8 protein-coding genes are annotated in these 17,505 nt (G+C 39.9%); 6 read left to right on the top strand and 2 right to left on the bottom strand.

Features of this window, described 5'->3' with window-relative positions; all coding sequences use genetic code 11:
• Position 1 precedes the first annotated feature (1 nt).
• Positions 2 to 829 (top strand): twin-arginine translocase subunit TatC, encoded by an 828-nt coding sequence (gene tatC / locus ACOMC3_RS18625; protein ID WP_420317401.1) that lies wholly within the window; start codon positions 2 to 4, stop codon positions 827 to 829.
• The gene (gene rpiB / locus ACOMC3_RS18620) at positions 826 to 1,254 is read left to right on the top strand and encodes a ribose 5-phosphate isomerase B (protein WP_420317400.1); all 429 of its coding nucleotides are present in this window, start codon (positions 826 to 828) and stop codon (positions 1,252 to 1,254) included. Before tatC ends, rpiB begins: the two co-directional genes overlap by 4 nt.
• Here the strand turns inward: rpiB and ACOMC3_RS18615 are convergent.
• Positions 1,244 to 2,560 carry a hypothetical protein gene (locus ACOMC3_RS18615; RefSeq protein WP_420317399.1) on the bottom strand — a complete coding sequence of 439 codons (1,317 nt, stop codon included), beginning with the start codon at positions 2,558 to 2,560 and terminating at the stop codon, positions 1,244 to 1,246. The two genes, rpiB and ACOMC3_RS18615, sit on opposite strands and share 11 nt — an antisense overlap.
• Before the next feature lie 147 nt (positions 2,561 to 2,707).
• Here ACOMC3_RS18615 and rbfA point away from each other — a divergent pair, with 147 nt between their 5' ends.
• From rbfA to ACOMC3_RS18595, 4 genes are all read left to right on the top strand, one after another.
• Positions 2,708 to 3,070, top strand: coding sequence for a 30S ribosome-binding factor RbfA (gene rbfA, locus ACOMC3_RS18610; protein WP_420317398.1), 363 nt, complete (start codon positions 2,708 to 2,710; stop codon positions 3,068 to 3,070).
• A complete protein-coding gene (locus tag ACOMC3_RS18605; protein ID WP_420317397.1) occupies positions 3,067 to 4,293 on the top strand; it encodes an ABC transporter permease in 1,227 nt (408 codons plus the stop codon). The genes rbfA and ACOMC3_RS18605 overlap by 4 nt, the downstream gene beginning before the upstream one ends.
• Positions 4,294 to 4,373: 80 nt before the next feature.
• On the top strand, positions 4,374 to 7,286 hold the full coding sequence (locus ACOMC3_RS18600) for an SNF2-related protein (protein WP_420317396.1): 2,913 nt from the start codon (positions 4,374 to 4,376) through the stop codon (positions 7,284 to 7,286).
• A 44-nt stretch (positions 7,287 to 7,330) separates the two neighbouring features.
• Positions 7,331 to 8,608, top strand: a complete 1,278-nt coding sequence (locus ACOMC3_RS18595; protein ID WP_420317395.1) for an aspartyl protease family protein — start codon at positions 7,331 to 7,333, stop codon at positions 8,606 to 8,608.
• 33 nt (positions 8,609 to 8,641) lie between these two features.
• Here ACOMC3_RS18595 and ACOMC3_RS18590 read toward each other — a convergent pair whose 3' ends face one another.
• On the bottom strand, positions 8,642 to 17,443 hold the full coding sequence (locus tag ACOMC3_RS18590; protein WP_420317394.1) for a LamG-like jellyroll fold domain-containing protein: 8,802 nt from the start codon (positions 17,441 to 17,443) through the stop codon (positions 8,642 to 8,644).
• Between the last annotated feature and the right edge of the window lie 62 nt (positions 17,444 to 17,505).

The following is a 17,505-nucleotide window of genomic DNA, read 5'->3' as shown; positions in this document are numbered from 1 at the left end:
AATGCCTCTTGATCAGATGACGGATGAAAAAGAGATGTCCTTCCTGGACCATCTCGAAGAATTGCGATGGCACCTCATCCGTTCTTTGATTGCAATTACTGTTTTTGCAGTCGCAGCATTTATCATGAAGAATTTTGTGATCGGTCAAGTAATATTGGGGCCTTCCAGAACTGACTTTTGGTCCTATCAAAAACTGTGTCAACTAGCCGATTTAATTGGAACACCTGCTCTTTGTATCGATACACTTTCATTTGAACTTGTGAGCCGGAAACTTAGCAGTCAGTTCATGACTCATGTTTCTATCTCCTTTTTTGTAGGACTAGTTTTAGGATTCCCATATCTTTTTTGGGAAATCTGGAGATTTATTAAACCTGGATTGAGACCTCAGGAACGAAAAGCATCAAGAGGAGCCACTTTCTCCGTGAGCTTGTTATTCATATTGGGTGTTCTTTTTGGATATTTTCTAATCGCGCCTATTTCTATTAGATTCTTTTCTACGTATCAGGTAGATCCATCACTTCAGAATCTTTTCGACCTCTCTTCGTACATAAGCACAGTCACCATGATTGTGTTTGGATGTGGCATTCTATTTCAGCTTCCGGTTATTGTTTATTTTCTAACTCGAGCAGGTATAGTAAGTTCTGCTTTGATGAAAGCATACCGAAAACATGCAATTATTGTAATTTTAGTTTTAGGAGCAATCGTTACACCTCCTGATCCATTCAGTCAGGTATTAATTGCTTTGCCTTTGATGATGCTCTATCAGATGAGTATTGTTATTGCCAAACGAATAGAAAAAAGAGAAGCACGACAAAATAAAGACTCATGAAAATAGCGATAGGTGGCGATCATGCCGGATTTCAATATAAGAAAAGATTGATTCAGCATTTAGAGAGTCAAGGACATGATATTCGTGATTTTGGACCCAACACTGAAGATTCTGTTGATTACCCTGATCATGTACATCCACTGGCTACCTCAATTGCATCAGAAGATTTCGATTTAGGAATTCTGATTTGTGGCAGTGGTAATGGTGTTGCTATGACAGCTAACAAACATGAAAATGTGCGTGCGGCTCTGTGCTGGAATACCGAATTAGCTGCTCTTGCCAGGCAGCACAACAATGCAAATATTATCTGCTTACCTGCCCGTTTTGTTGCTTATGAGTATGCGGAAAGCTTAGTTGATACGTTTGTTATTACTGAGTTTGAAGGAGGTCGGCATGAACGACGAGTGAATAAAATCAATTGCTGATTTTCACATATTCTCCATTCCCACGATCTCTATAACGCGCCTTAATATTTGGAAATCTGTTTAGCGTTTCGGGCATTACACCGATCTCATCAATTATCAAATTAGGATCACTATTTTCAAAAATTAAGTATAACCGGCTGGCAGAATTGTAGTAGTCCAACCCCTCAAAAGATTTTCTGGATAGTAATGAGTTGAAACATGGAGTAGCAATTTCTACCTCTTTATAGTAGCTTATATTTTCACCCAAAATCATGGTATTTGCTATAGCATTTTCAGGTTTGTTTGGTATAAAATTGCCTAGTAAGCCCTTATAGGTAAATACGCTATAACCAAGAATACCAAAAATCAATAATCCAGGCATTATCAGTTTAAAAATTCGCTTCTTTAAAAGAATGAAATAGTATGTCCAGAAATATGCAATTACAGGAACCATGAATACCAGTTCATGAAGGGATTTTTCATTTGAGAGTAAAAAAGTTGATATCCCACCTAGGAACATAAGCCATATTACTTGTTGAATTTTCTGTTGAAAATTAGTTTGGCGAGCGGAACTCCACGTTTTGAAAACAGAAAGAAAAAATATGATCACAAATCCAGCACAAATTATAAGAGACTCATAAAATCCAATTGTTCCACCGGTCTGCATTATCAAATTCTGGATCAAATAACTGTCAATAAATATTTGGAAGTCTCCGCGTAAATAGAAATACAAACTACATAATCCAAAAACCAAAAAGAAGCTGAAAAGATACAGAGCCAATCTTCTTGTCACAGCAGTGGAAAAAAGGATTAGAGAGACAAGAAAAACCAAAAAGAACACAACCGATGGTAGATATATCATCGATGCTATTCCAATAAAAATTCCCGAATTCAGAAATAACTCATCGGTTACCTGATTATCAATTCTTCTAAGGACATTTTGCAGTGCCAACAAAATAAAAGTAAGACTCAGGAGCTGTGGTGACAATGCCATAAAATCAGGAATTGAAACCATCAGGATCATATAGAGAAATGCAGGTAAGTAGCTGTTTTCATCATAGGCTTTGTTCTTCAAAAGCAGCATGTTGAATATACCCGCCTGATAAATGATGACTATAGAACTAAGTCCGTAATGAAGAAACATGGAGCGTCCAAAGAGCAGGTCAAAATACTTATAGACAAGAACTGCCAATGGCCCGGTATAGTCAAATGTTTCTGAATACATTCTGTATCCTTGATTTAACCATTCTCCTAAAAGTGACCATTTTAACTGATAGTAGGATACCTCATCAATAAAAAGACCTTGAATAATCCTGATTATGACCATAATCACGAAAATGAACAGGAGTCTGTAAGGATCATTTATTCTGAAGAATCGTAGCAAGGATTTTCTCTTTTACTCGTTGACTAGACTAAATTCGAAATTAGAGTATTTGTACAAACCCCTTAAATATTATCTTAGGATATTTGCATCATGGAAAGCAAGCGGCAGGTAAAATACGGCAAACAGTTGAAAAAGGATCTTGCAGAGATATTTCAAAAAGATCCCTCCCATTATTTTAAATCTTCTTTGGGGACCATTACAGATGTAAATGTTTCTCCCGATCTTGGTCTGGCAAGAGTTTACTTAAGCATCTTTCCCATCAATACTGCCGAAGAAATCTTTAAACACCTTGAGTCCATCAAGAGCGAAATTAGACTGAAGCTTGGCAAAAAGATTGGTAAGCAGGTTCGGATAGTTCCGGAAATAGCTTTTTTCCTTGACGATACAGAAGAGAAAGCCACTAAAATTGATACGCTGATTAATAAGCTGAACATTCCGCCAGAAGAACAATGAATTTTCCCTTTTTCATAGCTCGGAAATACTTTCTATCAGGTAAAAAGAAAAACTTCATAAACGTTATATCCATCATTTCAATGGTGGTTGTAGCGAGCGGCACCATGTGTCTGATCATAGCATTGTCGGTCTTTAATGGTCTCGAAGACTTGCTCAGGGGAATGTATGGGAATTTCGATCCGGACATTGTTGTCTACCCTACCAGTGGCAAATCCTTTGAAGCTGACTCTTCATATACATTAAAATTAAAATCCATTGAAGGAGTTAATGGTGTCTCGAATGTAATTGAGGATAATGTGCTGGTCGAGTATAAAGAAGCGCAGCGATTGGTCAGAATGAAAGGTGTTAGTCGAGATTTTGATGAATTCAGTGGCATTCGAAATGTACTGGTAGCAGGAGACTTCCCACTGGTAAGGGACAGCATCGCTTATGCTTTGGTAGGAAGAGGTGTGCAATATGACCTATCTCTGAGCCTTCAAAATGATTTTTATACGCTTCAAATGTATTATCCAAAAGACATTGGACCCGGAGTTATTAATCCTTCAAGGATGTATAACCTTTTGAACATCATCCCTGGTGGTGTGTTCGCAATTGAAAAGTATTATGACGATAACTACATTTTCGTGCCAATAGAGTTTGCCAAGGAGTTGCTCAATTACGGAAACAGATTGACATCTCTTGAGCTCTATTTAAGCGAAGATGCTGATCCTTTCAGCATAAAAAAATCTATCCAACAGTCATTAGGAGGTGCCTTCCAAGTCAAATTGGGAGAGGAACTTCACAGTGATCTATATAAGGTTCTAAAAATTGAGAAGCTATTTGTGTTTATCATATTGGTTGCCATAATTGGCATTGCTTCAATCAATATTTTCTTCTCCCTTACAATGTTGGTAATCGAAAAAAGGAAAGACATCTCGGTGTTATTTGCTCAAGGTGCCTCAAGCAGACTAATTAGAAACATATTCCTCTATGAAGGATGCATTGTAGCATTTTCAGGAGCTGGTGTCGGTTTAGTCCTTGGAGTGGGTATTAGCTTTATACAGCAACATTATGGATTAGTAGGCATGGGAATGGATTCTGCAGTCATGAATAGCTATCCAGTGAAAATAGAATTCCTGGATGTTCTACTTACTACGTTGGCAATTATATTGATTACACTAGTCGCCTCCATACAGCCAGCAAAAAAAGCAAGTCGCTCTTTCTCAACTCAAACTCTGCAGTAAATCACAAATTCTTCGTTCAGAAATGCTTCCTAGCATTCGAAATTTTACTATTTTCGAAGCTTATGTCATTTTGAAAATCTGTGAAAGTTTCTCCCGACCAACCATTTGAACTGATCTATTCGCTCTATGAACACGAATACTTAGGATATCTTATCGAATCCTTTGTTGTACAACTGAATGACAAAGGAGAGCTTAGTTATTCACATCAAAATATTAGTGCAAAAAATGCATCGGAATTTAGTGCAAGACTCGATGATAATGATTACCAAATCATTGAGTCTATGGATCAGATCCAACAAGATCAGGTAGCCAATCATTTCCAGAAAAAACGTCAGAAGCCCGAGGAATTTTTCCTTAAGGTGTACGATAAGGAAAATGGGGATAAAGTACTTCAAACTGAAATCGATGGCTATATAGAACGTAGACGATCTAAAATACTGTCACTCATTTATGGAAAGCGTCTTTTTGAGATGGGTAAAGACGGAGAGCCTACTTGGAAAGAAATAGAGGTTGTGGATGAAAAAGCTACCATCCTGTTCCACTTCAGAAAGAATGAAGATAATACCCATTACTTCCCTACCATTAAATTAAGAGGGGAGAAAATAGAATTCCTAAATAATGGTAGCTACCTGCTATGTAAGGAGCCTGCCTGCCTGGTAGCAAACGACAAGCTTATTACGTTCAAAAAACCTATCAATGGAGGCAAACTAAAGCCTTTTCTAAAGAAGAAATTTATTCTGATACCCAAGGACATTGAAGAGACCTATTATAAGAAATTTGTAGGACCACTAATCTCGGAGTTTGATGTGTATGCGAAAGGCTTTGATATAGTTACTCACAAGCCTAAACCTCAACCTAAAATAACCGTCAGCGAAATCCAATCATCCAGAAATGCTTCATTATTTGATGATAATGGAGATGTTGCAAACAAGGACAGTGATAAGCTACTACTTGAGTTATCCTTTGATTATGGCAGCCATAATTTCAATGCAGATAAGCTCAGTAGAGTAAGCGTTTCTATGGAAAAACAAAATGATAATTATACATTCCACAGAATCAGCAGAGATCATGAGGGAGAAAAGGGTATTATAGAACAATTGGCAGAAAAAGGTCTTCAGCTAAGAAATTCACGGGTCACGCTTCCTAAGATTACAGCGTTTGATTGGATTGGGCGCAATCATAATTTGCTTCAGGATTTTATCATTAAACAAAATCATCAAGGCAAAAAATTCTTCGTGGGTGAATCCACAATAGACCTTGAGGTTAATGAAGGCGTAGATTGGTTTGACCTTAAAGCCAGAATACGATTTGGCGAATACGAAATTCCTTTTGAAGAAATTAGAAAGAGTATTTTAAAAGGAAAGACCGAAATAATGCTTCCTAATGGAGAAATAGGAGTTATCCCGGAATCCTGGATTCTGCGATATAAGGATTTACTTGCTTTCTCCTCTCAGACAGATAATGGTATTACCCTCAATAAGATTCACGTATCGCTTGTTCATGAATTAAGAGAAAGTGACCTTGCCAGAGTCACTATGGATCGAAAGTTAGAGAAGCTTTTATCTTTTGACAAGATTGAAGATTATCAAGTTCCGGAAAAGTTTATTGGTAGCCTACGTCCATATCAGCTAGCAGGATATAACTGGCTAAGGTTTCTTGAAGACTACAATTTTGGCGGATGTCTGGCGGATGACATGGGTCTTGGTAAGACTATTCAGGCGTTGGCACTTCTTCAACATCAAAAAAACAAAAATCCCGAGAGTACCAGCTTACTGATAATGCCTACCTCCCTGCTATACAACTGGGAAATGGAGGCTAAAAAGTTTACACCTAAACTTAAAATTCTGAACTATACAGGAATCAATCGTGTAAAGGACAGCAATCAGTTTAGCAGGTATGATGTGGTCATAACCAGTTATGGAACTACCAGAGTAGATGTTGAGATATTGGCAGAATTCTACTTCAATTACATCATACTGGATGAATCACAGGCGATTAAAAATCCTGATTCACTAATCTCCAAGAAAGTAAAAGATCTTAAATCACGGAGAAAACTAATTCTAACCGGTACCCCTATAGAAAACAGCACGTTGGATTTATGGTCCCAAATGAGTTTTGTAAATCCTGGGTTGCTTGGAAATGAATCATACTTTAAGAAAGAATATTTAAACCCTATAGAGAAAAAGCAAGACGAGTCAAAAACCAAAAAACTCAACTCCCTGATTAAGCCCTTCTTATTAAGAAGAGAAAAGAGTCAGGTAGCTGAAGATCTTCCAGAAAAAGTAGTGAATATCCGATACTGCAACATGTCTGAAGAACAGAAGGAGTTTTACGAAAAGGAGAAAAATGCATTCAGAAGTAAAATTATGGATGTCATTGAAACCGATGGGATCGGTAAATCACATATGGTTCTACTTCAAGGGCTAACTCAGCTGCGGCAGATCGCCAATCACCCAAAAATGGTTGATCAGGAATACAATCATGGATCAGGAAAGCTTGAAGAAGTTACCTATATGATTGAAAATTCAATTTCTAAGGGACATAAAGTGTTAATATTTAGTCAGTTTGTAAAACATCTAAAAATCGTTTCTGATTATTTAACTAGTCAAGATGTCGAATTTGCCTATTTGGATGGGTCTACAAAAGATCGTAAAAGTCAGGTAGAAAGATTTCAAAACGATTCTTCTGTTTCTGTGTTTTTAATATCATTAAAGGCCGGAGGGACAGGATTGAACTTGACGAAAGCTGACTATGTGTTTTTATTGGATCCTTGGTGGAATCCTGCTGTAGAAGCACAGGCAATTGACAGAGCACATAGAATCGGGCAAACAAAAAAAGTATTCGCTTATAAGTTCGTTTCGAAGGATACGATCGAAGAGAAAATCATTAAACTTCAGGAACACAAGCAAAAATTGGCGTCCGATTTAATCACTGTAGAAGAAAGTTTCATAAAAAGTCTCTCTCAAAGCGACATTAAGGAGCTCTTTGACTAAATTTTAACGTCAAAATAAGGGTTGGATTTTATCCGTGTTGTTAGATGAGTGTAATTCACTACTTAAGAGATTTTTACATGAGAAATCCGATTACAAGTCTGGTGGCATTCATCCTATTGATAAACACATGCCTTTGCTCGTCAGCATCTGGTCAAAAAGAATTTGGCTTTAAGATGCCAAATAATGTCAAAAAAATCACGATTCCTTTCGAGCAGCATAATAACCTGATCATCATCCCGCTTACTATCAATCGTTTTTTAACGCTCAAATTCATCCTTGATACTGGTGTTGAAAACGCAATCCTTACAGAGAAGCTATATGCAGATATTTTAGAAGTTAACTACATAAGAGAGATCACCATTGATGGTCCCGGTCTAGTCGATTCGGTAGAAGCATACATTGCCAATGAGGTCACTTTTACCTTACCTGGTGGTGTAGTTGGCAGCAATATGAATATGCTGGTGCTTAAAGAAGATTACCTAAAGCTTTCAGAAAATATAGGAGATGATGTCCATGGAATTATAGGATACGATATATTTTCTCGATTTGTAGTAGACGTCAATTATGATGATAGTGAATTGACCCTCATTGAGCCAAGTAAATTTAGACCAAACAGGAGATCTGTAGAAGTACCAATAAGTATTCGCGGGACGAAACCTTTCATGAATGCGAGTATCATTCAGGGCAATAAAAAAGCCAACTTGGATATCATGATTGACACAGGGGCAAGCCATGCTGCGCTGATTGATTATAACTTTTTAGATGGAGTGGATCTCCCGGAGAAAACCATCATCACAAGATTAGGAAGAGGTATTGCAGGGGAGATACCCGGTCATATAGGGAGAATGGATTCCGTAAAAATTGATGATTTTGATTTTAGTGAAATGCTGGTAGCTGCTCCTTTTGATGGTGCCTATAACAAGGTTATAAAGCGTGGAGCAAGGATTGGAACTTTTGGAGGTGAGTTGCTCAACAGATTCAATGTCACTTTTGATTACCGCTCAGAAAAAATTTATTTAACTAAGAGCGATAAATATCAAGAAGCATTTGAATACGACATGAGTGGCATGACGCTCAATGCCTTTGGACCTTATCTAGACACACTCAAAGTGATGACAGTGGATCAAGGGGGGCCTGCATTTACAGCTGATATTAGGCCTGGTGATGTGATCCATCGAATCAATGGAAAAAGTCTCAGATCTCACTCATTATCAGATATTCTACATTTGCTCCAGTCCAGAGATGGTAAAAAAATAAAGTGTATTATTTACCGAGATGGGCAAAGAAGGAAAGTTAAATTCCAGCTCAAGAGAGTAATATAGAGGGTGGTAAAGCGCCACCCCCATTCATATCATCTAGTCTCTAACAATCACTCTGAAGCTCACGACATTTTCTTTTGGACTTTCTCTGTCATAAAATCTCAAGATGTATATGCCTTCATCGTAGTTGCTTACTTCAATTTTCAGATCTCCATCAAATCCGTCTCTTAGGTCGGTAGACCACATGGTATTTCCGGCAAGATCAACAAGCTGTGCTGTTACATCACCAGACTTTAAATGTCGGTATTTGATGTTCAAGTAATCTCTAGATGGATTTGGGAATATTTGCAGGTTCTTGAAGTACTCCAGAATTACTCCAAGTACCGCTTCAATCTCTACCTCTATTCCATCTTCTGTAGCAAATGCTTGTAATCTAAAGTCGGTATCACTTACACCCTCTTCGCCCACATCAAACTGCACAAAAGAAGACTCATCTAAAGGAATACCAGGATATTCTACAAAGAATCGATAAGTTCCCTGTGGTAGGAATCCAAATTTAAATTCACCATTCTCATCGGTTTCGCCATACGCAATGAGTTCAAATTCATCGTCATCCTGACCGGTTCGTCCGCCGGATCTTTTTCTTCTTAACCCACATTTCCTTTTAGAGGCCCTTCTTCTGGCTTCAATCCGAGAATTATCATCGCCAAAGTCTTCCTCAATGAGTACCTCCAAAGAGCCGGGTCCTTCTGTCAATTCATCGGGGACTTGAGTCATTTTCATGGTTATCACATCATCACTTCTGAAGAATAATGTATCAGCTTCACCCCACTCAAATACATCTCCAAAATAGGTAGGAATATAAAGTGCAGGATTAGAATTTATGGCTGTTATGTAATTTCCAAGAACCACATCCGGGAAGGTGATTGTGGAAGGTGGTGCATTTAATACTACCTCTAAGGTATCAAACCCCCTTGACCTTCTCACTGCTTCTAGCATGTATCCATCAATAGGGTCTTCTAGAGGATCACCTTGCCCATCCACCACAGAAACTACCATGTCAGCAACAGCCCATACGATCTGACGATCAGCTTCAATCACTAACCCAGGAACCAAAGAACTTGTTACTTCAGTCCTGAATTCTCCCATGTTATCGTAATTAATTGCTTGAAGGACAACTTCAGGTCCTGCAATTCCAAAGTCTGTACCAGACGATATCAGAACATCATTTCTAAACCATGCATAATCATTGGCACTGCCGCCTACTCCCTGGCCATCAGTGCCAAGGGATAATGTATAATCATTGGCATATCTCACTTCTATAGGGTTTCCATCCGTTGTTTGATTATACTGGACACTACCCTGATTGGTATAATCCAATGTGCCAATGCCAAGTGAGACCAATGGTTCGATATCATCAAATTCTAGCATGTTGTCATTGACTAGCAACGTGCTTATTGTGGTGGTTGAGAAATCCATGAGTCCGGTAATTTCATTTACAGAGATATCCATCCCTGTCATGTTACTCAATCCACCGTTAGTAAGCGCGTCTCCGGTAAAAGGATTTGGCATATCACCAGCAGACTGTGAAGAGCTAATATTTACCACATTTACACGTGTGCGATTGGCATCTAAAGTAACTCCATCCCACGCTCGCAATCTTGCAGTTCCCCAGTTTAAACCCTGTGGATTGATTGCATCATGTATTTGAACCAATGCCAACGAATCAGCAAGTGTTTCAGAGTCGACAATTGTTTTTGCTGATCGTGTATTTGAATTTGATGAGACCTGACTTGAGGTATTTACCAACCTTACTCGGTAATAATACGATGATGCAAAATCGAGCCCTGTTACCACGAATGATCGGTTGGTGTTAGCAACATTCAAGCTTTCAAAACCTGGAAGAAAACTCGAGAAATCGCTTTCGGTCGAAACGTCCAACTCGTAATTAAGCACATCCAAACCTTCACTCCAGTTTGCCCTAAAGCTCGTTGCTGTTATTTGTGTGGGTGCAATGGCTACTATGTCCTGACTGATGACTAGTTCATCAATTGTTTGATCGGCCCCAACATTACCGGCTAAATCAGTAGCTGAAACGGATACATCGTATGTTCCATCTGTAAGGTCCGTAAGTACTCCGGCTGATAATAACCAAGTACCATCACCCACATTAGCTGCTGCATTTGTTTCCCCATTTACTGTCACTTCGATAGTTGCTGCCAGATCATCAATGGTTCCAGTAATCTGTGGACTGATAATTGAAGTTGCATAAATATCTACCTCAACATTAGGAGCGGTTTGATCTATGCTAATTGTACCTGTAGAGTTGATGGTTTGGTTACCAAGTGTATCCATCGCATCCAGGTAAATGCTATAAGCCCCATCTCCAACAAAGTTCGGGTCAGTGCTTAAATCAGACGACCATGTGCCATCACCATTGTTCGTTACTGGAGACAAGGTAGTTCCTGCATCCAAAGAAAGCTGGATGAAATCTGTTGGATCACTAACTGTACCTGAGATATTTGTATCGTTGGTTGTCTGTCCATCCTGATCGAAGGCAATTACTGGACCTGTCTGATCTATTGTTACGGTTCCCGTAGACTCAATGGTTTGGTTGCCTAAACTATCAATAGCATCTAAATAGATACTATAAGCTCCATCTCCTATGTAATTTGGATCAGAACTTAAGTCATAAGTCCAGGTGCCATCTCCATTGTTGGTTACTGCTGAAAGCGTAGTGCCTGCATCGATTGAAATTTGAATCACATCATTCGTGTCACTGGTCGTTCCGGATAAGTTAGTGTCGTTAATAGTTAGGCCGTCTTGATCAAAAGTAATTGCTGGACCTGTACCATCGTAAGTCAGACTCAGCGCATTCGAGGCACTGTTGGCCGTTCCTGCCAAATCCGTTGTAGCTCCTGCAGCAACACTTAAACTTACAACACCATCCGTCGTTGGAGTAGCGTCCACGGTAAATACCGTACTGTCACTCGTCGCTAAGTTGCTCAATGTAGCTCCCGTCACCGTAATCAGTCCCGTGTTATTGAAGTTGTTCACCTCCTCACTGAAAGTGATCGTCACTGGGATCGGGTTATCACTCGTTGGATCGGCACTAGCCGTTGTAACTACCACCGACGGGGCTGTACCATCGTAAGTCAGATTCAGCGCATTCGAGGCACTGTTGGCCGCTCCTGTCAAATCCGTTGTAACTCCTGCAGCAACACTTACACTTACAACACCATCCGTCGTTGGAGTAGCGTCCACGGTAAATACCGTACTGTCACTCGTCGCTAAGTTGCTCAATGTAGCTCCCGTCACCGTAATCAGTCCCGTGTTATTGAAGTTGTTCACCTCCTCACTGAAAGTGATCGTCACTGGGATCGGGTTATCACTCGTTGGATCGGCACTAGCAGTTGTAACTACCACCGAAGGGGCTGTGCCATCGTAGTTAATGCTAAACTGAGTGGCAGCAATGTTATCATTGCCTGCTCCATCCTGGGCTGCTCCAATTCCTAAGTCAACCGTTACAGACCCATCTGAGGTTGGTGTCAACTCTGCAGTATAGTTATTCCCGTCTATGTCGACCAAGTTTGACAGGGTACCATTTGTTAGGGTAAAATCTGCAAGCGCTAAACCTGAAACCACCTCACTGAAAGCTATGGCTAATAAGATTGGGTTATCGTTAGTTGGGTTAGCTGATATGCTGCTTATAGTCACTGTTGGAGGGGTAGTGTCTCCTACTACGATATTGAAACTATTGCTTGCATTTAAACCGGTATCATCAGTCGTATTGTTTTCATTAACTCCAAAGTTACTTTCGGTTGGAAGGTTAAGTCCAAATGTATTTCCTACTGATGCACTTGCCGAAATGTCAGCTGTCACATACCAGTACACCGTCTCATCGGTATATACACTGTCAAAATATATACCAACACTACCATCTGGTATTTGTGGATCGCCATTGAAGAATGAATTGGAACCTATCAAATTAGCAGATGAAAAATCATCCAATCCTACCGATTCATAAAAGTTGAACTGATCAAAATCTGCTTCAACATAAGTACCATTTGGTGTGAAAAATATACCAATCATAGTAGCAGTACCACCTGATACATCCAATTGTATTTTATAAATTAAGTTGTCTATTGTTCCCGTACCTAGCGGATCATTTGGCACAGCGATTGTCTGATAGGTTAGGCTCACTGGCGGATCATCGGTAGTAAAAGACGTTGATAAAACATTAGATTGATTGCCAGATGCATCTTCTGCTACACAATAAACAAAATATGTTGTGCTGGCAGAAAGACTGGCTACACTGAAATTGTAAGGGCCTGCTGACGCGACAATATTGTTATTTGGCTCTATAGCTGGAACACTATTTTCATCTTCTCCCAGTATTATCTGTGCTGCAGTTGGCTGTACTGCAGATTGAGTCAAAACATAATAAAGTGTGCTTGCCTCATCTATAGATAAATCTATATCTGCATCCACATCTGAGAATGAAGTAACAGATATACCTGATAAAACCGGTGCTGTGTTATCATTTAAGTTGACCGAATTATTCGACTGAGCCGTCACCAAAGCAATTCCAGCTCCATTGTATATTCCCACCGGATCAACCGTAATTAATTCATTGCCATCCGGATCTCCTGATATAGATAATGTTAATTCAACTTGAGAGCCCGTAACAACATTGATCGCTGTAGCGGTTGCTGTAGCAACTCCTCCCGATTGACTTAAGCTGAAATTCCCAAGTGCAACTGCTGACAACCCATCAGAATCAGAATATACTTCTTCGTCAAAATCTATCGTTAATGTTGCATTATCCGCTGATAAAGAGGTTGTAGTAATTTCCGGTTCTGTTTGATCCAGGATTACAAAGGACCCATCCGTAACCGAGGTGACCTGTGTGCCAGGAGTACCAGACGTTAAACTTTCAAAATCAATGGTAAAAGTGTAAATACCATCGGTATCTGTACCCGTTGGGGCATAACGAATATTCCAATTAACAGGTCCTCCCGTAACGGCAGGTGCAGTATTAGTCACTGGATTTCCTCCGGAAAATAAGGAGGAAGTCACATTAGTAATGTTTTCGCTCGCAGTAATTGCAATATCGACTATATCCCCTGGCCTAGCATAATTTGGATTACCTGTTGGGTCCATACCTATCGATACCGATGTTAATGTTGGGGGAGGAACCGGCCTTCCTGAAGCCACCCATTCACTTCCGTCCATGTTGGTGAGATCACCATCAAATAACATTTGAGTTGATTGGTTGGCCAACAATAATCCTGATGTCTTATCGAAAGTATAATATACCAATAACCCCTCTTCGCTTCCGGCTAATGTGTTAAGCTGATTATCTACAATCTCGGTTAGTGTTCGCTCATCTTCCCACAATCTCAATTCATCTATACTTCCTTCCATATTGAAGCTTCCTCCAAATCTTCTATCACCTATACTTAGCCTACCGAAAGCGTAATTAGGAACACCTAAAGTGATAGAACCTGTATCAGTATCATCTACTCCATCTACATAAATTACCCCGTCATTTGCGCCCCGATATATGATCGCAACATGGTGCCACGTTCCGTCATTATAAGAGCCAAGAGTCTGCATGGTTCCACTGTTCACATTTAGTCCAATGACATCTCCGGAAAATTGCTGTACCGAATACTGCGTGTTGTCATTATCCTTTTCGAAGAATATAAAGTTTCCAGTTTTAGTGGTATTGAACCAAAACTCAATGGTAAAATCTCCTGTAGGATTAAAATTAATTTCATCATCATATATATCTACATGCTTATTACCTGTAAACGATAAAGCATTTCCAGGCTCGACCATAAAAGCGTCTGAAATAAAATACGTACTTTCTGTTCCTCCATAGTCTGCTTTAGCTCGATAATAATACTCTGTTCCTATGCTGAGTGGTGTGCTTATATTAACTCCTCCTGAAGTACCAACACTTATATTCTGTGCTATAAATGAGCCAAAAGCTGGATCGGTTGACACGTCAACAATTATATCAGTTGCTCCTGTAGGTACTTCAAAATGAGGTGTAAACCCAGCGGTTGTGACTCCTGTTGCATTTAAGGGCTTGGGTGGTGCAACTGTATTTTCATATACTAGGGTAAAATATTCAGAGTCATTTGTCTCTCCATTTACAACGATATCCAAATCACCATCGCCATCGAAATCTCCCCAGCTAGCTCCTCCATATGCAATATCTATAACCCATTCATTGACTTCATTAAATGTATTTCCTCCATCATTTCGGTATATAAAAGTTCTATATGTACCAGAAGCGTTTCCTATCATTAGAATATCCAAATCACCATCGCCATCATAATCACCCCAATCTGCCATGCCTTCATATGTTTGGGTAAGCCCGGCATTGATATCAATAAACACGCCTCCATCGTTACGAAATATTGATGTTCCACTGTCTGATCCTGCATACAATAAATCCAGATCATTGTCATTGTCATAATCGCCCCATTTTAGCATGCCATCCGAACCGACTGGCAGGCCAGCTCCAATGTCTATAAAAGTCCCATTGTCATTTCGATATATGCTTCCTTCATAGGTTGGTGGGTCAGGGAAACTTGCAGATGCTCCCATGATAACTAAATCTAAATCACCATCATTGTCATAATCTCCCCAATCGACAGCAGAACGATTTACTGGAACAATTCCTGCATTAATAGCAGTGAATACACCCGCATTGTTTTCATATATATCAGCAAAACGAACATCTCCTGCTCCCATCCCTGATAGAAACAGATCAAGGTCTCCATCATTATCATAGTCTCCCCAAGAGACCGACCCATACTCAACAGGGGTAAGCGCTGCTCCAATATTTACATAGGTGCCACCATCATTCCTATATATGTTAGAGTTCTCGGAAGTAGCTACTGCGTCATTACCAATTACCACTAAGTCAAGGTCTCCATCACCATCATAGTCTCCCCACTTGGCCCTTCCATTGGTGGTTCCTATGACACCTGCTGTAATGTCGGTGAATGTCCCTCCTGTATTTTGGTAGATGGAGGTTACCGCTGAAGAAAAATCTGAGTTATACCCGCCAATCATAATGTCCAGATCCCCATCTCCATCATAATCACCTACCTCGTTGATTCTTCCATATGACTGTCCTTCAAGTACGTTGTTGTCTTGAATAAAGGCCCCTTCAAATGGGGCAGTCGCGATTGTAAAACTTAAGTTATATGAAGATGCTATTTCACCACTGAGACCAACTACGCCATTTGTTATAGTTACTGTTACCACCTCTCCTGGTAAAAAATCATCAACAGGATCAATCGTTAAAGTTGATGTTCCTCCTCCAAGATAACTGCCGGGGATTACTCCTGATTGACTTCCTCGAACCTTGATGTTGGCATCTGTTAGGGATGAGCCATCGAGCAACGCATCAAAATTGATTGTGATAGTACTATTTGCTGCAACATTATTTTCGAATGAGTTTGGTGTCGTTGTTGTCACAGACATTGGTATAGCTGTGGTGATATTCAACAGATCCGTTGTTGCCACTTGTCTATTGCCAATTCCATCATAGGGAAGCAAGTAAATATCATAAGATGTGCCTTGACTCAGGCCTGTAACAACCTCTTGATATGCTGTTTCGGCTAGTGGTGTAGAAATAATTCCGGAAGCAACACCAACCGTACCAACATCATCCAGCGAAGCAGGAGTAGAGGATGGATTGGCAAGGATGGAGTAGGCCACCTGGCCACCAGCCTCACTTAACTCCACATCTAATGTAAACCCATCGGTAGTAATTGTTGTGGCTGATGGAGTTCCAGAAAGAAACCCCGGTGCTGCTTCATCTGTTGGTGATATGGTTTGAGCTGAATTGGCGTTCCCAACCAAATCAGTAAGAGTTGCAGCGATCAAGTTCACCGCAGGAGTCAAATCCGTATCAGGAATCCCTGATTCATTGAGTACGATATCAACTCCATCTGTCCCGTTGAGTCCTGATGATAAAATAGTATAGCCTCCTCCTAGTGTGAATTCAGCCGCACCATCGGTAACGCTTGCTCCATCCAGATCCTCAGAAAATATCACCGTTATCAAATCAATTTGACCATTGAGGTTATTATCGTGGGTAGTAGCTGAAAGCATGATAGGTGGAAACACATCATTATCAAATGCCGTAGATGTAACCCAGTTTGAACTTGTGGTATTTAAAGTGAAATTAATTAGTGTCCCATCATTCGTGCTGGACTGATCAGGAAGATTATCTAAGCCTGTATTTAGCGAACCTGCTGTTCCTTCATTAAACTTATAGTAAGTAATCAAGTCCGGGTCGGAAGTAACGTCTGAATAGGCGTTAAGCACAATTTCCTCTTGTGTCCTTGCTGTATTCCAAAACCTTACTTCATCAATGGATCCGTCAAAAAACTGGGTTGGAGCAGCAGCATTTCTAGCACCTATGATCAAACTATCTATGCCGGTAACTGCAGAGCCAGCAAGAGTGGCTGTCCCATCTAAACTTCCATTCACATAGAGTCTGGCTTCTGACCCATCAAAAACACAAGCAATATGATAATACTGATTTGCTACAACGGTTGAGGTTCCTATAATGTCCATTGCAAGTCCTCTTAAAGCAAAACGCCATTTATTCGTTAGGTCTATTCCGCTTAAGTATTCAACAGTTGCATTATTACCTTCATCACTTTTGCCAAGGACCCAATGAAAGTTACCATCCACTGTTTCAGGTTGTGCCCAGTATTCAATGGTGAATGTTCCATCATCCAGATTCAATGATGCATCATGTTGAATAATTACATGGTCATTGGCTCCATCGAAGTTGAGTGCATTCTCTTGAGCTAGGCTGTTAAAGCATAAAGCAATCAAGCTTAAAAATAGAAAGTTCTTCATGTTGAATTGGTGGTTAATTCCAAGTGGAAATGGCGGTAATGCGAAAAAAATAATAATAAGGC

Origin of the sequence: Ekhidna sp. (assembly GCF_965212185.1) — a bacterium.
In the GTDB taxonomy this organism is placed as follows: domain Bacteria; phylum Bacteroidota; class Bacteroidia; order Cytophagales; family Cyclobacteriaceae; genus Ekhidna.
The sequence above is the reverse complement of the archived record's forward strand: the minus strand, read 5'-3'. Positions and strand labels throughout refer to the sequence as shown.